This is a genomic window from Caloramator sp. ALD01 (assembly GCF_000472625.1).
GTDB lineage: Bacteria > Bacillota > Clostridia > Clostridiales > Caloramatoraceae > Thermobrachium > Thermobrachium proteoclasticum.
Window position 1 is genome coordinate 24,734 of record NZ_AXAA01000011.1, and the last position, 20,402, is coordinate 45,135.

Here is a 20,402-nt window from a genome sequence, read left to right on the forward strand (position 1 = left end):
GTTAAATTCCTATGGCTTTTTTTAAAATATATCCTGTTATAATTCGAAATAATGAAGTATATATTTGATATAAAAAGAATAATGAATTAAAATTTGCAAATTTTTGATAGACAGTTTATAATAAATATATAATATACAATTGGAGGTTGGTAAAATGGAAAAAGTGGTTATAAGCACTAATAATGCTCCAGCAGCAATTGGTCCATATTCACAAGCAATAAAATATGGTAATTTAGTATTTACTTCAGGACAAATACCAATAAATCCTCAAACAGGTGAGCTTGTATCAAATGATGTAAAACTTGCAGCGAGACAGTCATTAGAAAACGTAAAGGCTATATTAGAAGCAGCAGGGACTTCAATGGATAAAGTTATAAAAACAGTTATATTTCTTAAGGATATTAATGATTTTGCTGCAGTAAATGAAGTATATGGTGAATACTTTAAAGAAAAAATGCCTGCAAGATCAACAGTTCAAGTAGGTAAGCTACCAAAGGATGCATTAGTTGAAATTGAAGCAATTGCTTACATAGAATAAAAGGGCCTTTTTATATTAGGCCCTTTTTCCTTTTATATTTTCTATAAAATCCTCTTAAAAGGAATACAGCTACAAGAGGATATATATACATTTTATAGTTTATTTTGTTTAAACTCATATTATTGAAAACTAAATAATCCTGTAGAGAGATTAAATCAATTGAGTCTATTACCTTGCCATCAATAAGCAATTCAATTTTTCCTACTACTTCATTTTTATGTATACTTTTTATGTTTTGTTTTAGAATTACGTTTTGTGCTGGAATTTTATTATCATTTATATTTTTCATAAAATAAAAATCTCTATTTGCTGCAACAGGTATCAATGTTTTGCCTTCATTTAGTTTAAGGTATGTGTAGGGAACAGTACTGTCTATTAATTTCTCTTTTGAGTAATTATTAAAACCATATTCAAAAAGCTTAATTACATCATTATATACAGGAGACGGTGATTTCATTACTACTACTATTAAATTGATTCCATCCTTTGTTGCAGAACCCACGAATGTATTTTTAGCTTTAATTGTGTAGCCTGTCTTTATTCCTGTTGCATATTGATAATAATATTTACCTCCATTCCACAGAAGCTTGTTATGATTATTAATATATCTTGTTTCTGGTTGCTTGTTTGTTGGTGGTATAATGTATTGTCGAGTTGATACGATAGTTTTAAATACTTCATTCTTCATTGCATATTTTGCAATAAGTGCCATATCGTATGCAGTTGTATAATGATTTTCATCATAAAGACCGTGTGGGTTTGAAAAATATGTATTTTTACATCCTATTTTATAAGCATATTCATTCATAAGTTTAGTAAATTCCTCAACGCTTCCTGATATATGTTCAGCTAAGGCTTCAGCGACATCATTAGCTGAGGCAAGCATTAAAGCGTATAGTAGTTGTTCAACAGTAAACTCTTCTCCTTCGTGTATATAAATTTTACTTCCTCCAACAAAGGGAGGATTTTTACCTACTATTACTTTGTCTTGTAGATTACACTTTTCAATCACAATTATAGAGGTTAATATTTTTGTTATACTGGCTGGTGCTAAAATTTGTTGGGAATTTTTTTCGTAAAGTATTTGTCCAGTATCTGCATCAATTAAAATAGCAGCTTCAGAGGTTAAATCAAAATTTTCTAATGCAAAGGCTGATATATTAAATGCATTTAAACAAAAAAACATTGTTATAAAAAAGAATAATATTCTTTTCACTTTGTGCCTCTCTCCTTTCAGTAAGTTAAATTATATCAAAAAAAAATTTTATTAACAATAAAGTTTAAATAAAATATAGCTGGTTAGAATTTTAATTGAGTTTATTATACGAGGTGATACTATGAATCTAACAAAAAATCAAAAGGTAGGTTTATATGTATTTGCAATTATAGTCCTTTTTATAGGTTCTATTAAGTTTTATTCATTAAAGAAGGCTGAGGATGATATAGTGGTAATAAAAAATCAGGCAACAAACAAAAAAGAGATTCAAGTTTATATATGTGGTGAAGTAAAAAAGCCCGGTGTTTATAAAATTAATGATGATAAACGTATAATAGATTTAGTTTATTTAGCTGGTGGTTTTACAGATAATGCGAATTTAGAGGCAGTAAATTTAGCTACTAAATTAAAGGATGAAGATTATATTAAGATTCCCACAAAGAATAAAAATGAAAAGGATAAAGGTATAATAGATTCAAGGGATGATGAAGATAAGATTAATATAAATACTGCCTCTATAGAAGAGTTGAAAAAATTACCAAGAATAGGAGACGCTCTTGCTAAAAGAATAATAGAATATAGAAATAAAAATGGTCCCTTTAAAAGAATTGAAGATTTAAAAAATGTAAGTGGTATAGGTGATAAAATGTTTGAAAACATAAAGGATTTGATTAGTATTTATTGATATAATGATACTAATGTAATAAAATAAATTTGAAGGGAGGGACAATAATGATAGACATAAAACTTACACAAATGGTTAAAGCAGCTGGCTGAGCTGCAAAGATTGGTCCTGAGACCTTGGCACAGGTTCTGTGTCATTTACCAAAAGTATATGATAAAAACCTTATTGTTGGAATAGAAACCTCTGATGATGCAGCTGTATATAAAATAAATGAAGAAATGGCAATCATACATACAGTGGATTTTTTTACTCCTGTGGTGGATGATCCATATCTTTTTGGTCAAATAGCTGCTGCAAATTCACTAAGTGACATATATGCTATGGGTGGAGATGTTTTATTGGCATTAAATATAGCCTGCTTCCCTGCCTGCAAAGACATTAATATTTTAGGTGATATATTAAAGGGTGGTGCTGATAAAGTAATAGAGGCCAATGCTATTATTGCAGGTGGTCATACTATAGATGATGATGAGCCTAAATATGGATTGTCTGTCATTGGAGTTGTAAAGCCAAATAATATATGGGTTAATTCAAATTCAAAACCGGGAGATCTGCTTATTTTAACAAAGCCAATAGGAACAGGTATAATAAATACAGCAATAAAAGGAGAACTAGCTGAAGAGAAACAGATAGAAGAAGCGGTAAAAACAATGTCGACTTTAAATATGTATGCAGCTAAAATTGCAAAAAACTATAAAATAAATTCTTGTACAGATATTACTGGATTTGGACTTGCAGGACATCTTTATGAAATGGCAAAGGGCAGTAATGTAACAATTCATATTGAGTGGGATTCTATTAAATTATTAACTGGAGTAGAAGAATTTGCAAAGATGGGTATTATACCAGCAGGTTGCTATAGAAATAAGGAATATTTGAAGGACAAATATATTAATCTAAAAAATAGTGAATTTATTGAGGATATAGTATTTGATCCACAAACATCCGGTGGTCTTGTATTTTCATTAGCTGGTGATGAAGCTATAAATTTGTTAAGGGATTTAGAACAAAATAATGTACAAGCATTTATAGTAGGTTATGTTACAGAATTTGATGGAAAATACATATATATTGAATAGGAGGTCAAAATGAATAAACTATTATCATCACTTCCTAAAGTTGATGTATTATTAAATGAAAAAAGAATTAAGGTATTTTTAGACAAATTTCCAAGAAATTATGTCCTTGATGTTATAAGAACTGTAGTAGATAGTTATCGAAAAAGAATTTTATCTGGCAATATACAAGAGATTGATATTGAAGAAATAATAAGAGATATTTGTAACCAATTAGAGATAAATTATAGACCAAGCTTAAGAAGAGTAATAAATGCAACAGGAACAGTAATTCATACTAACTTAGGAAGAGCACCAATTTCTAAATATGCATTAGAGCAAGTTATGGAAATAGGAGAAAGATATAACAATTTAGAATATAATTTAGATGAGGGTAAAAGAGGCTCAAGATACAGTCACGTAGAACATATTATATGTAAATTAACAGGAGCAGAGGCTGCAATGGTTGTTAATAATAATGCAGCTGCAGTGCTTTTAGTATTATCAACAATTGCAAAAAATAAGGAAGTTATAGTATCAAGAGGACAATTAGTAGAAATTGGGGGTTCATTTAGAATTCCTTTAGTTATGGAACAAAGCGGTGCCATACTTAAAGAAATAGGAACAACAAATAGAACACATTTATATGATTATGAGTGTGCAATAAATGAAAATACGGCAGCTCTGCTAAAAGTGCATCAAAGTAATTATAGAATTCTTGGCTTTACTGAAGAAGTCAGTTTAGATGAACTTGTTGTATTAAAGGAAAAATATAAATTACCTCTTATCGAGGATATTGGAAGTGGTGTATTAATTGATCTATCAAAATATGGGTTGAACTATGAGCCAACTGTACAAAACAGTATAAAAAAAGGTGTTGATGTTGTTACGTTTAGTGGAGATAAATTGTTGGGTGGACCTCAAGCTGGAATAATTGTAGGTAAAAAGGAATTAATCCAAAGAATGAAAAAAAAACAGCTAACAAGAGCATTAAGAATAGATAAATTTACACTAGCTGCACTTGAAGCTACATTAAATTTATATTTAGATGAAGAACGAGCTGTAAAGGATATTCCTATATTAAATATGTTAACACTTGATTATGAAGAACTTAGAAGGAGGGCTAATAAATTATTAAGAATATTGAAAAGAGCAATTAAAGAGGATAGGGCAAAAATTACTGTAAGAGAAGATTATTCAACTGTTGGTGGTGGTGCAATGCCTCTTGAAACAATTCCAACATTTGCTGTTTTTATAGAACCTAAAAATAAAAAAGTTGAAAAGATAGAAGAAGAACTTAGAAAATGTCAAATACCTGTAGTTGTAAGAGTTGGTAGAAATAGTATTATATTAGATGTTAGAACTTTGTTTGAGGATGATTATACGATAATAAAAAATAATTTAGATGGCATCTTATAGGAGGCAATATTAATGCAAAATGTAATTATAGGAACAGCAGGACATATAGATCATGGAAAAACTACATTAATTAAAGCTTTGACAGGCAGAGATACGGATACATTAAGAGAAGAAAAAGAAAGAGGAATTACAATAAATTTGGGTTTTACTTATTTTGATCTACCAAGTAAAAGAAGAGCAGGTATAGTTGATGTTCCTGGACACGAAAAATTTATAAAAAATATGTTGGCAGGTGTAAGTGGAATAGATATTTTTCTTCTTGTTATTGCTGCAGATGAGGGGATAATGCCTCAAACAAGGGAACATCTAAATATTTTAAAGTTACTTGACATAAAAAAAGGAATTGTAGTGTTAACCAAAATAGATTTAGTTGATAAAGAGTGGCTTCAATTTGTTTCAGATGATGTAAAGGAATTTTTAAAGGATACTCCATTTAAAGGTGCACCAATAATACCAGTATCTTCTATTACAAAGGAAGGTATTGATATGCTTGTAAATACTATTGATAATCTGACTAAAGAAATTAATGAAAGGGATATATTAACAGATTTTAGATTGCCTGTAGATAGAAGCTTTACTGTACCGGGATTTGGTACTGTTGTGACAGGAACATTAATATCAGGAAGTATAACTGTTGGTGAAGAATGTGAAATATACACAAAAGGGCTAAGGGGTAAAGTTAGAAATTTACAGGTTCACGAAAAAGATGTAAAAACGGCATTTGCAGGTCAAAGAGTAGCAATAAATATATCAGGTGTAAAAAAAGATGATGTTGAAAGAGGAGATGTTGTTGCAAAAATAGGGAGTTTAGAAAGTTCTATGATGATTGATTGTAGGTTAAATTATTTAGAGGATGCACCTAAAAAACTAAAAAATAGAGATAGAATTAAGCTATATCACGGAACAAAAGAGATTATAGGAAGAGTCATATTGTTAGAAAAAGATGAATTAGCACCTGGGGATACGGCATTAGTTCAATTTAGGTTAGAAGAACCAATTGCGTCAAGAAGAGGAGATAAATTTATAATAAGAACATATTCACCTATGATTACAATAGGGGGAGGAACAATATTAGAACCTAATGCTAAAAAGCATAAGATAGGCGATTCAAGGGTGATTGAGGAGTTATTAATAAAAGAAAAAGGTACAGCTTATGAATTGGTTGAAAAGATAATTGAAAAGCATAGTCAAAGTTTCCCCAATATAGATGAAATAAGAAAATTAGCTGGTAGAGGAATAGAAAATTTGGAACAAATTATCGAAGGTTTATGTATCGATAAAAGAGTGCATTTAATTGATATTGGAACTGAAAAAATTTATGTTCACTTTTCCTATATAAAAAGTCTTAAAGAAGACGCAAAGCAAATTTTAAATGAATATCACATTAAAAATCCATTAAATTATGGTATGAATAAAGAGGAATTTAAAAATAAGCTTTTTGAACAAGAAAAAAGGACTAAGTTAATTGATATGTTATTTAATTTACTAAGAGAGGATACAATTGATTTAAATACAAAATATGTAAAGCTAAAGGGTTTTGAAATAAAACTTAATAAGAGACAGACAGAAATAAAAGAAAAAATATTAAATGAATTAAAAAATGCAAACTTAATGCCGCCTAAAATTGATACTATTTTAGATATTTTTGGAAGAGAAAAGGAGACGGCAAAAGCAATTTTAAATCTATTGATAGAAGATGAAGTTTTAGTGAAAATTGAAAATGAATACTATATTATGAAAGATAATATAGATTATGTAAAGCAATGGATTGCGGACTATATAGAAAAAAAGGGTGAGATTTCAACTTCAACATTTAGAGATGAATTAAAATTGAATAGAAAATATGCTGTAATGATATTAGAATACTTAGATTCAATAAAGTTTACAAAAAGGATTGAAGATAAAAGAGTGCTCTATAGATAAAATTAATAATTTTTGTTTGTTTATTTTATTTACAAATAGAAATATTTAATGTATAATAAAATGGCACGGGGGTAGATAGGTGCTGGTGTGCCTACCGGTCTTCAAAACCGAGTTGACGGGCTAATAACCCGTTGGGTGGGTTCGATTCCCACATACTCCCGCCAGATAAGAATTCTAAACGCCTAAAGGGCGTTTTTTTATTTTTTAATGTTTGACAATCAAAATAATTTTTATTATAATAAATGTAAACCAATAAACAATAACAAGTTTACAAAGGAGGTAATTATGAAAACAAGGGATTTAGTAATAATTAGTTTATTTTCAATATTAACAGCTATAGGTGCATACATAAACATTCCCATATTTTATGTGCCTTTTACCTTACAAATAATTTTCGTTATTATGTCTGGAATAGTTTTAGGAGCAAAAAGGGCAGCACTTTCGCAGATACTATATTTACTTATGGGACTAATAGGTATTCCAGTCTTTGCAGGTGGAACTGCAGGGATACAGGTAATATTAAAACCAAGTTTTGGATATATAGTAGGTTTTATATTAGGTGCGTATACAACAGGTAGAATAATTGAAAAAGTTAAAAGGCAAAATATAGTTGCCTATATAATAGCAGGTTTGTTAGGACTTGCTGTTGTCTATCTATTAGGGGTAACATATTTATATTTAATTTTAAATATATATTTTAAAAAAGGTGTAACTATGTTTTGGGCAATTAAGAATGGTATTTTGATATTTTTACCCTTTGATGTTATAAAATGTTTTATTGCTGCATTTGTTGGTTTGAAAATAAATAAGATTAGAAATTAAAATAAAAGAATGCCGAAAGTATTTATCGGCATTCTTTTATTTTCCATTATACATATTGTGTAGACTTACTTCTCCTGAAAGCAATTTTTCAATTTTTCCATCATTGTCTATAACTAATTGTCCGTCATCATCAATATCTACTACTTTTGCTATATATTTTTCGTTAGGTTTAATTATTTCAACATATTTATTTATTAAAGCAGAATTTTTACGTACTATTTCTAAATAAGGTCTTATATCTTTTGTAGATAAATAGTCTATATAAAAATCCTCAAAGTTGTTTAATATTTCAGCAGTTAATTTTTTTCTATCAATAAATTTTCCTGTTTCTATTCTTAATGAGGTTGCAATTTTCGTTAATTCTTCATTAAAATCTTCTACTTCTGTATTTACATTTATTCCAATTCCAATTACTAAGGAATTAATGTGATTTAATTCTGCATTCATTTCTGTTAAAATTCCACATACCTTTTTTCCATTAATTAAAATGTCATTTGGCCATTTGATTTTTATATCAACATTGAATTTGCAAAGTGTATTATATATTGATGAGGCAGTAATAATTGTTAATTTATGTGCCTCTGTAGGAGGTAGATTAGGATGGAGAATTATTGACATCCAAATACCTTTTCTTTTAGGTGATACCCAGGTTCTACCTAATCTACCTCTACCCTTTGTTTGTTCTTCTGCTATTATAACTAACCCATCTTTACAGTTTTGTGAAATAGACTTTGCAAAAGTGTTAGTTGAATCAATGCTTTCAAAATACAAAATATCGTGACCTATAAATTTTGTTTTTAAAAATGGTGATATTTCATCAAAGGATAAAATATCTGGGGAACTAATAAGTTTATAGCCGTTTTTAGTTAATGAATCTATTTGATAACCTTCCTTCTTTAGCTGATTTATATGTTTCCATATGGCAGCACGTGAAATGCCTAATAATTTACTTATTTCTTCCCCTGAAACATATGTATCAGATGACCTTAAAATATTTAGAATTTTAGATTTCATTAAATCACCCCATTGATGGTATTTCTATTTTATTATATATTAGAAAATGCAGAAGTATCAATAATTAAAAAAATATTGCAATTAAAGGAATATATTGTTAAAATAATTAGAGAGGTGGCAAATGAAAAGGACATCAATTTTTATTATAACATTTATTATTCTGATATCTAATATTTTAAAAGCTAATGCAGGTGAATTAAAATACGAATTAAACTGCAAATCAGCTGTTTTGATTGATGCAGAATCTGGAAGGGTATTGTTTGATAAAAACAAGGATGAAAAAAGAGCAATAGCATCATTAACAAAATTAATGACCTATTATACATTTATTGAGGGTGTAGGTAACGAATATAAAAATAATTTTATTATATACAACATAGATAATAAGAAATTTAACTATGATGAACCAATATTAAATGTTAATTATGGAGAAAAAGTAAAAATAGATGATTTAATAACAGCTATGTTAGTTTTTTCTGCTAATAATGCACCAGAAGTACTTGAACAGGAATTTTGCAGAACTAAAAAAGAAGATTTTATATATAGAATGAATGAAAATGCTAAATTATTAGGTTTAAATAATACGCATTATATAAATTCATCTGGATTAACTAAAAACAATAAATATAATGTATCTACTGCCTATGAACAGGCATTGCTCTCTTACAATATTCTTAAAAAATATTATGATATATTAAAATATACTTCTCTAAAAAGCTTTAAGTATAAAAATAAGATTTATTTTTCAACAAATAAACTATTGGGAAATTTTAAAGGGGTAGATGGTTTAAAGACAGGTTATACTGATGAGGCAGGTTATTGCTTAGTTACAACTATAGATGTTACTAATTCCAATGGAAATGGGAAACCACTTAGATTTATAAGTGTTGTATTGGGTTGTGACACAAAAAACGACAGGTTTGAAGATACAAAGAAAATATTGAATTATGCCATTAATAATTATGAAAATTTTGTAGTAACTAACAAGGATGTTTTTGAAATAGAAAATAAAGACTTTATTGGAGAAAAAATAAAATATTCACCAAGGACTGATGTTGTAGTTTTAAAGAAAAAAAATGAAACCGTAGTAATAAATTGTCAATTGAATAAAAATCTGAAGAATAATATAAAAAAAGGAGATAACGTAGGTAAAATTACTATAAAAACAAGTGTAGGTCAGGTTGAAGTAGATGCAGTTGCAACTTCAGATTTTAATAGAAAGAGCATTTTTTATAAAATAAAAGAATATATTTTTTATCTTTTAAAAGAGTTGGGGTGGTTTGGATGGATAAAGTTAAAGACGATTTGATTTTACTTTGTGAACGGTTCATTGAACTTGCAGATAATCTGCTTTTGGAAAACAAAATTACTAAAGAAGAATATGAGGAATTAACAAAAAATAAAAAAGAATTTATCTTGAATATAAAGGGTTTAATGGAGATGGAGTGATGTATAAATTAGGAAATGTAAAATTTATAATTTTGGCAGCATTCTTAAGCATAATTACAATAATTGTTGTTAAATTTCATCTATACAATTTAAATGATGTAAAACAAATTGTTACATCTTATAATAATTTAGCTCCCTTTATATTTTTCTTGTTATGCATATTAAGGCCCATACTCCTTTTACCAATAGGGTTATTTTCTGTTTTAGGAGGAATATTGTTTGGTTCTATAAAGGGAACAATATTAACTGTTCTTGGCAGTACGGTTGGTTCAATAATTGCGTATTATATATCTTGGTTTTTAGGTGCTGATTTTTTTCAGAGGTATTTTGGAGACAAAATTGAAAAGTATTCCTTTGACGAAAAAAATGCTTTTAAGATTACATTTTTAATGAGGGTTATTCCAATTTTACCCTGTGATGTTGTTAGTTATATATGTGGTCTTTCAAAAATAAATATAATTAAGTATACATTAGCCTCTTTTTTAGGTATAATTCCTGGAACATTTGTCTACAGCAATTTTGGTAGTTCTTTAAATAATGTTTATTCCAAACAATTTGTATTTTCAGTAGTTATGATTATTCTTTTATCATTAATTCCTGTTTTATTAAAAGTAAGGCATAAGGGCAATAAAAGCGATGAATCAATTGTAAAAAATTTAATATCAGATATTGACAATAACAAATAAAGAGTATAAAATTTCTTATAAAGGGGAGTAACTCGACTCGTAAGGGTATAACCAATCGTCATCGCGGCAAATGCCCGGTTGGTTAACAAGCAGAGCTTGTGAGTAAGACCTTTATCCATTTTTGATGGATAAAGGTCTTTTTGTTTTGTAATAATAATGATAAAGGAGGTCATAGACAATGAAGGCGTTTTACAACTTAACAAGAGAACAAATTTTTGATGAATTGAAAACTACAGAAAAAGGCATAACAGAACAGGAGGCGAAAAATAGGTTAGAACAATATGGTTATAATGAATTTAGAGAAAAAAAGGGTAAAACAACTCTTCAAAAGTTTTTAGATCAATTTAAAGACTTTTTAGTAATTATATTAATAGTAGCAGCAATTATATCAGGATTGGTAGGTGAGGTTGCAGATACAGTAATTATTTTGTTAGTAGTCATATTGAATGCTATATTGGGTGTCATACAAGAAAATAAAGCAGAGGAGTCGTTAAATGCATTAAAAAAGATGGCTGCTCCGCTTGCACACGTTATTAGAGATGGAAAATCAAAAGAAATACCTGCAAGAGAACTTGTTATAGGTGATATAGTTGTTCTTGAGGCTGGTAAGTATGTACCTGCAGACTTAAGATTAATTGAAACATCAAACTTAAAAATTGAAGAGGCTGCTTTAACAGGTGAGTCTGTACCAGTTGATAAGAATAGTGATTTATTAGAAGAAAATAACATACCTATTGGTGATAGAAAAAATATGGCTTTTATGTCATCTATGGTAACTTATGGTAGAGGTATAGGTGTAGTTGTACAGACAGGAATGAATACAGAGATAGGTAAAATAGCAGATATGATATCTAAGGTAGAAGAAGAAAAAACGCCTCTCCAGGAAAAGCTTGAAGAAGCAGGAAAATGGATGGGAATATCTGCACTTGTTATATGTGGATTAATGTTTGGTATTGGAGTTTTTGAAGGAAGAGAAGTATTTAATATGTTTATGACATCGGTTTCACTTGCAGTTGCAGCAATACCAGAGGGGCTTCCTGCAGTTGTTACTATTGTTTTAGCTGTTGGTGTACAGAAAATGATAAAGAAAAATGCAATTGTTAGAAAACTGCCTGCTGTAGAAACATTAGGATGTGCAACAGTCATATGTTCAGATAAGACAGGTACATTAACACAAAACAAAATGACTGTAAAAAAAATTTATACTTCAAATGGATTTGCAGATGACATTGTAGATGCTAAAAAGCTATTTCATATTGCAAATCTATGTAATGACACAAAGGTTGTAGAAGAAAAAGGTAAAATAAAGCTTTTAGGTGATCCAACTGAAACAGCCTTAATAGATTATTCTTTAAATGTATCAATCGATAAACGAGAATTAGATAAAATATTTGAAAGAATTGATGAAATACCCTTCGATTCAGATAGAAAACTTATGACTACATTTAATAAAGCTGAGGATAAAATAGAAGTTAATGTTAAGGGTGCACCAGATGTATTGTTATCAAAATGTTCATATATATTAGAAGGCGATAAGATAAGGGAAATTAATGAAGATGATATTAAGAGAATAAAATTAGCAAATGAAGAAATGGCAAAAGAGGCCTTAAGGGTATTAGCATTTGCCTTTAAGACTGTTGATAAGATTAATAAGGATGATGCAGAAAAGAATCTTGTATTTGTAGGATTAGTTGGTATGATTGACCCACCAAGGGAAGAAGCAAAGGAGGCAGTTAAAAAGTGCAAAACAGCTGGTATTAAACCAGTAATGATAACTGGAGATCATAAAATAACAGCAGTTGCAATTGCAAAGGAATTAGGTATATTGAAAGAAGAAAATGAAGCAATAACAGGAGCAGAATTAGAAAATATATCACAGGAGGAACTAATTGAAAAAGTTAAGAATTATTCAGTATATGCAAGAGTTTCACCAGAACATAAGGTAAGAATAGTTGAAGCTTGGAAGGCAAATGGTCAGATTGTTGCTATGACAGGTGATGGAGTAAACGATGCACCAGCACTAAAGAAATCAAATATAGGTGTAGCGATGGGTATAACTGGAACTGATGTTTCTAAGGAGGCAGCTGATTTAATATTAACAGATGATAATTTTGCTACCATTGTTTCAGCAGTAGAAGAGGGTAGAACAATTTACTCAAATATAAGAAAATCTATAAGTTTTTTATTATCCTGTAATATTGGAGAAATTTTAACACTATTTATAGCAACATTATTTAATTGGGCTGAACCGCTACTCCCAATACACATACTTTGGGTAAACTTAGTAACTGATACCTTCCCAGCTTTAGCACTTGGAATGGAATTACCTGAAAATAATGTTATGCAGGAACCACCAAGAGATCCAAATGAGGGATTTTTCTCAAAGGGATTAGGTTTTAGAATAATACTACAAGGTATTTTTATAGGTGCAGCCACACTATTTGCCTTTAAATATGGCGAAAGGTATAGTGAAGAAGTTGCCAGAACTATGGCATTTTATACATTGAGTTTATCACAGTTAGTTCACGCGTTTAATGTAAGATATTATAATAGGTCGGTTATTTTTAATGGTATGTTTAGTAACAAATATTTAAATTATGGAGTGTTGGTTTCTTTATTAATTCAAATGGTAGTATTTATTACTCCATTAACAAGAAGAATATTTAAAATAGAACTTTTAAACATTGAACAAATTGTTGTAGTAGCTATATGTTCAATTTCTATTTTAATAGCAGTAGAAATAGCAAAGTTGTTTAGAAAAAAAGCCTAAGGATATAAAACTTAGGCTTTTTTAAATATATAAAAGCTCATAAAGTTAAATTAAATATAATATAAAAATATAGCTAATGTTTAAACAAAGTATTGACAAATGTTATTAAAAGTGTATTATATAAAAAAATAAATTTTAATAAAAGTGTATCGAAACATTATAAAGGGGGAATTAAATTGAACAGCAATCAAAAAATATCAAAAATTGTAACACTATCAATGGCTATTGCATTAGTTACTGTGTGTACAATGGTTATTAGAATTCCAACAGTAAAAGGTTATACTAACTTTGGTGATATAATGATTTTTGTCATAGCAGCAATTTTAGGTAGAAAATATGGTTTAATTGCCGGTGGAATAGGATCAATGATGGCAGATTTGTTGGGAGGATACTTTATTTATGCTCCTGCAACTTTAATAATAAAAGGAATGGAAGGTCTTTTATTTGCAATAGTCTATGAAAAACTAAATCAAGAAACAGCAATATCTACTTTAATAGCAGGACTTGTTGCTGCTTTAGAGATGATGACTGGATATTTTATTTATAATTACTTTATGACTGGTTATGCAGCAGCAATAACTTCTTTAATTTCAGGAGATATAACACAAGGATTGGTAAGTGCGGTTGTAGCAGTACCAATTATATTAGCAATAAAAAAGACAAAGTTCAGATTAATAAATCAATAGTAAGAGGATGATAAAACATCCTCTTTATTTGTATAAATTAGAAAAAATATGTTAATACTTTAAATAGCTATTAACATAGGAGGCGATGATATGTTTAATGAATCAAGAGAAACTAGAACTGTAAAGGATGGAGTATATCATCTTTCATTGCAAATACCTGAAAAGGAATACTTTTTAGTATATGATAATGTTTCGGAAAACATAGCTTCAGAAATATTAAATCACTACCTTAAAATACATCAAGATGATGGAGAACCACAAAATATAAACATTAATTATAATAGAAATGCACATATGATAAATATAGAAGCAGATCTTAAATATATTGGAAATGCTAAAAAACATTAGAGGTAGAGTATGTTTAAAAGTATATTGATAAGGATTGTTATACCATATATTTTGGGCATACTATTTTTCTTAGAAGAATATAGATTAATTTTAGGTGCAACAGCTGTTGCACTATTTTTAGTTTATATGATTATTTATAAGAGAGATTTTTATATCTATATACTTTTTCTATTAGTAGGTGTATTTGTAGCTTTTATTTCCTTCTATTCTTTTAAAAATAAATTAAAAAGTATAGAAAACCAAAAAAAATATATAGGGGTTGTAACTAAGATTTCATTAGACAATAAAAGTTGCATAGTTAAGAACAAACATTATACATTGAAGTTATATTTTGATAATAACAAAAATTTATCTGTAGGAGATGAAATAATATTTACGGGAACAGTTATTACTGATATTAATTATAATAAGATATTTAGTAAAAACATAAATGCCTATTTAAAAGTAATAGAATTTAAAAAGATTGGAACTAAACGCGATTTTTTTATAAGTCTATATAGATTGAGTGATAATTTTAAAAGGAATTTAATTAAAATAGATAAAGAAGCAGGAGCTATAATAAATGGATTTTTATCAGGTGATACAGAGGGTTTAGAAGAATATACTAAAGATGTTTTGAGGGAATTAAACTTAAGTCATATAGTAGCTGTATCAGGAAGTCATCTTGGAATTTTAGCACTATTTACAGTGATACTTTTTTCATCCAATTTTAAGGTAAGATATTTTGCTCTATTGTTTTTTACTTATAGTTATGTTGTGTTAGCAAATTTTTCTCATTCTGCAGTTAGGGCCTTTATTATGATTTTATTTGCTACATTGGCTCAAACTTTAAAAAAATATCCTAATTCATTAAATATTTTAGTTACAACCTTTATTTTAATGACTGCAAGTAATGTATATATTGTTTATGATATAGGGTTTATTTTATCTATAGTTTCAACCTTTGGTATAATTATTTTAACTCCGGTTTTAAAACAGAAAATGGATAAAAGGATAGCTATTAATCTATCAGCGTTTATATTTTCAATGCCAATTATATTATTCTTAAGTGGTTATGTATCAATATTTTCTGTTATAACTAATTTGTTTGTTTCATATTTAGTAGCCTTTATCACAATTTTTTCTTTGATAACATTTATAACATTTTCTTTGGCAAAGAGTCAGATGATTTTATATCCTGTCCTAATTTTAGGTAATTTGTTTATTAAGTTATTAAATATTTTAAAATGCATAAATATTAATCTATATATCCCAAATTATTCTTTATATATGCTTATTATTAGTTATATTATTATAATATTATTCTTTGATTTAATTAAAATAAATGATAAATTAAAAAAAGCAATATTAATCGTTTTATCAGCAGTTTTTCTATTTAATTTTTACCCTAAAAATCAGTTAATAATAAGTTTTATAGATGTAGGACAAGGTGATTCTATATTTATAGAAACACCTAATAAAAAGACAATTTTAATAGATACTGGCGGAAATATAAATGGATATAATATGGCACAAAAAAGAGTTGTACCTTTTGTTAAAAAGAGAGGATATAGAAGGATTGATGTTTTAATAATTACACATTTTCACAATGATCACGCTGGTGGATTGCAATATGTTATAAATAATCTGCAGGTACATTCAAAATTTGCATTTAAGCCGAATAATAATGAATTTATAGAACTAAAAAATAATGACAAATTGATAGTTGATGGTGTTGAATTTAATATATTATCTAATGAATCAGAAACAAGTGAAAATGTTAATGAAAATTGTTTGGTTATAATAGGTAAATATAAAGAATTTGATTTTCTTCTTACAGCAGATGCAGAATTGTCATTAATGAAGAAAATTAGTGGAGAATTTGAGATTGTAAAAATGCCACATCACGGCTCAAGATACTCCTTTAATGAAGAAATACTTAAGAATATTAAAATTCAAAACTCTATATTTACTGTTGGTAAGAATAACTTTAATCATCCAGCTAAAGAAGTTATTGATTTGTTAGAAGAGAATGATATAAAATATTACAGAACGGATAGAGATGGAACTATTCAAATAAGGACAGATGGTAAAAAATACAGTATACATAAATAGTAAAAAGGATGATGTATAATGGAGTTAAATAATTTTTCTGATTTTAAAAAGAATATAAAAAATATAAAATCATTAATTTTAGTTTATGGACAGGAAAAAACAATTATAGATAACACAATAGAATTAGTTTATGATTTAATTACACAATTTAAAGAAATTAATATATTGATTATGGATGGTGAAAATGTAAGCATTGAATCTATAATTAATGCTTGTGAAACTACACCATTTATGTCGGATAAAAGACTTATACATATAAAAAATGCTAATTACATCTTTGAAAACAATGCACTTTCTAATGAACTTTCAAAATACTTAAATAATATACCTGATACAAATATTTTGCTTTTATCAAGTTATTCAAATGTTGATAAAAGTGGAAACTTATATAAGTTATTTAGGACAAATGGAATGGTTATAGAGTATAAAAAATTAAAGGGAGAAAACCTTCAAGAATACATTCAAAACTATTTAAATAAAGAAAACAAAACTATTACAAAGTCAAATTTATTATATTTGACATCAGAACTTACACTTTGTAATGAGAATATTGATTTAGAATTAAAAAAATTAGTAGATTATTTAGGAGATAAAAAAACTGTTGACAAAATAGATATAGATTTAATTTTATCAAAAAGCATTGAAAATAATATTTTTAGACTTTTAGATTATATTACAATAAAGGAACTGGATGATGCTGTAATGGTTTATAATCAGATGATTCTTCAAGGTGAAGAAGAACTTATGATTTTAAGTATGATATTTAGAAATTATAAAATAATGTATCTGTTAAAAATTTATGGTGAGAATTATAATGATGTAGTAAAAAAATATAATATAAGAGACTTTGCACTTAAAAATTATATTAAATGGATTAAAAAATATGAATTAAGTGATTTGAAAAAAAATATAAAGAGATGCTATGAATATGATTTAAAAATAAAACAGGGAGAACTAAATGCTTCTATTGCTGTTGAAAATTTAATAATAGAATTGTGTGCATAATAAAAACACCCTAACGGGTGTTTTTATTATGCAAGGGCTTTGTTTAGCTTAACAGTAAGTCTTGATTTCTTTCTTGATGCAGCATTTTTATGTATTACACCTTTTGCTGCAGCCTTATCAAGTGCTTTAACTGCTTGTGCATATAAAACCTTTGCTTCGTCGATATTGCCGCTGTTTAAAGCTATTTCAAATTTCTTTATAGCAGTTTTAACAGCTGACTTTACCATTTTGTTTCTTAGAGTTCTTCTTTCAGTAACTCTTATTCTTTTGATAGCTGATTTAATATTTGCCATTTTAATATCCCTCCTGAAAAATTTTAATAAGTGGGACATTACAGCAGTTTGGGGACACGGCGAACAGTTTGTTCGTAACGATAGTATTATATCATTATGAACTAAAATTAGCAAGTGAATTTAAATTAAAAATAAAAAAAATTTGGATGTATATACTAAATACTAAGGGAGGGATTATTGTGATAAACATTAGAACGGATTTAGCAGTTGAAGCAAGGGAAATGTATAAAAAGGATAATAACACAGAAGTTCCTGGTGTTGAAGTTGATGTGAAAAAACCATATGAGGATGTATCTGTAACAGTTGTTGAAATTAAAGATGAACGTGGTGCAAAAATAATGGGTAAAGAAATTGGAAGGTACGTGACAATAGAAGTGCCAGGAATAAAACATTACGATGCAGAGGCACATGATAAGATAAGTGAGGTTTTAGCTAAAGAATTAGAAAATATGATTGGAATTAAGGACGGGGATACAGTTTTAGTTGCAGGTTTAGGTAATTGGAATGTTACTCCAGATGCATTAGGACCTAAAGTGGTTTCTAAGCTTCTAATTACAAGACATTTAAAACAATTAATGCCTGAACATATAGATGAGGGCATTAATCCAGTTTGTGCAATCGCACCAGGTGTTTTAGGTTTAACAGGTATAGAGACTGCGGAGATAATACAGGGAGTTATTTCAAAGGTAAAACCTAATTATGTTATTGCCATAGACGCATTAGCTTCAAGAAAGATGGAGAGAGTTGCCTCAACTATTCAAATAGGGAATACAGGAATAGGACCTGGTTCTGGAGTTGGAAATAAGAGAATGGCTTTAAATAAGGATACATTAGGAGTACCTGTAATTGCAATTGGTGTACCTACTGTTGTTGATGCAGCAACAATGGCCAATGATACAATTGATATGATTATAGATGAATTGATAAAACAAAGCAAGGATAATAAAGATTTCTATGATATTGTTAAAAAGGTTGATAAAAATGAAAAATATATTTTAATTAGGGAAATTTTAAGTCCATATATTAGTGATTTGATGGTAACACCAAAGGAAATAGATGCATTAATAGATGATATGTCAAAAATAATTGCAAATTCTATTAATTTAGCACTCCATCCTTCATTAGATAAAGAAGATTTAAATAAATACCTTCAGTAATATTTTCGGATTAAAAATAATATATTTTTAAGAGGTTATTTACAAAGGGGATGAGGGAATGAAAAAAAGGTATGAAGAAATTATTTTAAATATTATCTACATTCTTATTCTTATTTGGCTTTTACTATCAATAGTTTCACCTATGATTGTTGCTAAAAATTTATATTCGAGTAGTTTTTATATTAGTACTATTAGTAAATCTAACGGTATTATGGACTATGTATATAGTAATATAGAGGATGAAGATAAAGTTAGTATATTACCATTAATATTAAAACATTTAGTTGGAGTAGATATAGAGGACCCTACAAGTTATTTTGAAAATCAAGTACCATTGATTGGGTATATAGACATTTCAAATTTGATAACCAATAATGATAATCCAGTAAATATAGTAGCGGATAATGACAAAAAAAACCAGAAGGAAAATGATATTGAAACAGATGAACCAAAAGAACCTACAAAAAAAGATGATGATTCTATACAAGTAGTTAAGCCAAATGATAAAAATGATGTTGAAAAGAAAAAAATTGATAGGGATAAGCCTTTAGTTCTAATTTTTCATACTCATACTACAGAAAGTTTTAATCCTAACAATTTAAAAGATAGAAATTTTACAACTGATTATAATTTAAATATTGTTAAGGTTGGTGAAGAGCTTAAAAGGGAGTTAGAAGAAAAGTATGGTATTGCAGTAGTGCACGATATAACAATACACGATTTACCAACAAGAGAAAAGGGATATGAAAAATCAAGACCTACTGTTTCTTCTTATTTAAAAAAATATCCAAGTTTAAAAATAATAATTGACTTACATAGAGATGCTACTACTTCATCAAGCAAAACAACTGTTATTATTAATGATGAAAGACACGCAAGATTGATGTTTGTAGTTGGTGCTAAAAATAAAAATTATAAAACTAATTATGAAAAAGCGGAAAAATTAAATACAATAATAAACAATATGTATCCAAACCTTAGTAGGGGAATCGTTAAGCAAAATGCGAAATATAATCAAGATTTATCTGATAAAATGATTTTACTTGAAGTAGGTTCTAACCTTAATTCATTAGATGAAGCTATTAGAACAAGTAAAATTATTGCAAAATCAATTGCGATCTATTTAAAATAGGAATGTCTTTGGACATTCCTATTTTAAATAAATTCAATGTTGACATATTTATAAAATATTGTGTTATAATCAATTATGACTATTTTTGTATAATTTTAAGGAGGTTAGGC

Annotated in this window: 19 protein-coding genes and 1 tRNA gene; 17 read left to right on the forward strand and 3 right to left on the reverse strand. The window is 28.0% G+C overall.

The genetic code is table 11. From position 1 onward, the window contains the following. Window positions 1–154: 154 nt before the first annotated feature. Window positions 155–538, forward strand: coding sequence for a RidA family protein (locus A3M9_RS0106740; RefSeq protein ID WP_027308548.1), 384 nt, complete (start codon window positions 155–157; stop codon window positions 536–538). Window positions 539–548: 10 nt separating this feature from the next. On the opposite strand, the gene A3M9_RS0106745 is transcribed toward A3M9_RS0106740, so the two are convergent. Beyond that, entirely contained in the window at window positions 549–1,754 is a 1,206-nt protein-coding gene (locus A3M9_RS0106745; RefSeq protein WP_027308549.1) for a D-alanyl-D-alanine carboxypeptidase family protein, read from the reverse strand. A gap of 121 nt (window positions 1,755–1,875) precedes the next feature. Between A3M9_RS0106745 and A3M9_RS0106750 the strand changes: the two genes are divergently transcribed. The 6 genes from A3M9_RS0106750 (at window position 1,876) to A3M9_RS0106775 (ending at window position 7,658) form a co-directional block, all read left to right on the forward strand. Next, a complete protein-coding gene (locus tag A3M9_RS0106750; RefSeq protein ID WP_051350634.1) occupies window positions 1,876–2,439 on the forward strand; it encodes a helix-hairpin-helix domain-containing protein in 564 nt (187 codons plus the stop codon). A gap of 47 nt (window positions 2,440–2,486) precedes the next feature. Next, complete coding sequence (gene selD, locus A3M9_RS0106755) at window positions 2,487–3,518, forward strand: selenide, water dikinase SelD (protein WP_084106422.1); 1,032 nt, start codon at window positions 2,487–2,489, stop codon at window positions 3,516–3,518. A 9-nt stretch (window positions 3,519–3,527) separates the two neighbouring features. Continuing rightward, window positions 3,528–4,913 (forward strand): L-seryl-tRNA(Sec) selenium transferase, encoded by a 1,386-nt coding sequence (gene selA, locus A3M9_RS0106760; protein WP_027308552.1) that lies wholly within the window; start codon window positions 3,528–3,530, stop codon window positions 4,911–4,913. A gap of 12 nt (window positions 4,914–4,925) precedes the next feature. Next, window positions 4,926–6,836, forward strand: coding sequence for a selenocysteine-specific translation elongation factor (selB, locus tag A3M9_RS0106765; protein ID WP_027308553.1), 1,911 nt, complete (start codon window positions 4,926–4,928; stop codon window positions 6,834–6,836). Between the two features lie 67 nt (window positions 6,837–6,903). Continuing rightward, window positions 6,904–7,000 (forward strand) — tRNA-Sec (locus A3M9_RS0106770). Window positions 7,001–7,121: 121 nt separating this feature from the next. Next, window positions 7,122–7,658, forward strand: a complete 537-nt coding sequence (locus tag A3M9_RS0106775) for a biotin transporter BioY (RefSeq protein WP_027308554.1) — start codon at window positions 7,122–7,124, stop codon at window positions 7,656–7,658. Between the two features lie 36 nt (window positions 7,659–7,694). Here the strand turns inward: A3M9_RS0106775 and A3M9_RS0106780 are convergent, their stop codons facing one another. After that, on the reverse strand, window positions 7,695–8,672 hold the full coding sequence (locus A3M9_RS0106780; protein ID WP_027308555.1) for a biotin--[acetyl-CoA-carboxylase] ligase: 978 nt from the start codon (window positions 8,670–8,672) through the stop codon (window positions 7,695–7,697). Window positions 8,673–8,793: 121 nt separating this feature from the next. Between A3M9_RS0106780 and A3M9_RS0106785 the strand changes: the two genes are divergently transcribed. The 8 genes from A3M9_RS0106785 (at window position 8,794) to holA (ending at window position 17,710) form a co-directional block, all read left to right on the forward strand. After that, window positions 8,794–9,981, forward strand: a complete 1,188-nt coding sequence (locus tag A3M9_RS0106785; RefSeq protein ID WP_027308556.1) for a D-alanyl-D-alanine carboxypeptidase family protein — start codon at window positions 8,794–8,796, stop codon at window positions 9,979–9,981. Then, complete coding sequence (locus tag A3M9_RS14615; RefSeq protein WP_156897880.1) at window positions 9,957–10,121, forward strand: hypothetical protein; 165 nt, start codon at window positions 9,957–9,959, stop codon at window positions 10,119–10,121. The genes A3M9_RS0106785 and A3M9_RS14615 overlap by 25 nt, the downstream gene beginning before the upstream one ends. Further along, window positions 10,121–10,807, forward strand: a complete 687-nt coding sequence (locus A3M9_RS0106795; protein WP_027308557.1) for a TVP38/TMEM64 family protein — start codon at window positions 10,121–10,123, stop codon at window positions 10,805–10,807. The genes A3M9_RS14615 and A3M9_RS0106795 overlap by 1 nt, the downstream gene beginning before the upstream one ends. Window positions 10,808–10,985: 178 nt before the next feature. Further along, complete coding sequence (locus tag A3M9_RS0106800; protein ID WP_027308558.1) at window positions 10,986–13,577, forward strand: calcium-translocating P-type ATPase, SERCA-type; 2,592 nt, start codon at window positions 10,986–10,988, stop codon at window positions 13,575–13,577. A gap of 176 nt (window positions 13,578–13,753) precedes the next feature. Further along, a complete protein-coding gene (locus A3M9_RS0106805; RefSeq protein ID WP_035166053.1) occupies window positions 13,754–14,263 on the forward strand; it encodes an ECF transporter S component in 510 nt (169 codons plus the stop codon). A 90-nt stretch (window positions 14,264–14,353) separates the two neighbouring features. Then, window positions 14,354–14,611, forward strand: coding sequence for a hypothetical protein (locus A3M9_RS0106810; RefSeq protein WP_027308560.1), 258 nt, complete (start codon window positions 14,354–14,356; stop codon window positions 14,609–14,611). 9 nt (window positions 14,612–14,620) lie between these two features. Further along, window positions 14,621–16,705 (forward strand): DNA internalization-related competence protein ComEC/Rec2, encoded by a 2,085-nt coding sequence (locus tag A3M9_RS0106815; RefSeq protein WP_027308561.1) that lies wholly within the window; start codon window positions 14,621–14,623, stop codon window positions 16,703–16,705. Between the two features lie 18 nt (window positions 16,706–16,723). Continuing rightward, window positions 16,724–17,710: a DNA polymerase III subunit delta gene (holA, locus tag A3M9_RS0106820; protein ID WP_027308562.1), complete on the forward strand. Its 987-nt coding sequence runs from the start codon at window positions 16,724–16,726 to the stop codon at window positions 17,708–17,710. A 26-nt stretch (window positions 17,711–17,736) separates the two neighbouring features. Here the strand turns inward: holA and rpsT are convergent, their stop codons facing one another. Next, entirely contained in the window at window positions 17,737–18,003 is a 267-nt protein-coding gene (gene rpsT, locus A3M9_RS0106825) for a 30S ribosomal protein S20 (protein ID WP_027308563.1), read from the reverse strand. Between the two features lie 179 nt (window positions 18,004–18,182). Here rpsT and gpr point away from each other — a divergent pair, with 179 nt between their 5' ends. After that, window positions 18,183–19,160, forward strand: coding sequence for a GPR endopeptidase (gene gpr / locus A3M9_RS0106830; RefSeq protein WP_027308564.1), 978 nt, complete (start codon window positions 18,183–18,185; stop codon window positions 19,158–19,160). Window positions 19,161–19,218: 58 nt separating this feature from the next. Continuing rightward, a complete protein-coding gene (gene spoIIP, locus A3M9_RS14185; protein ID WP_051350635.1) occupies window positions 19,219–20,292 on the forward strand; it encodes a stage II sporulation protein P in 1,074 nt (357 codons plus the stop codon). The last annotated feature ends 110 nt before the right edge of the window (window positions 20,293–20,402 follow it).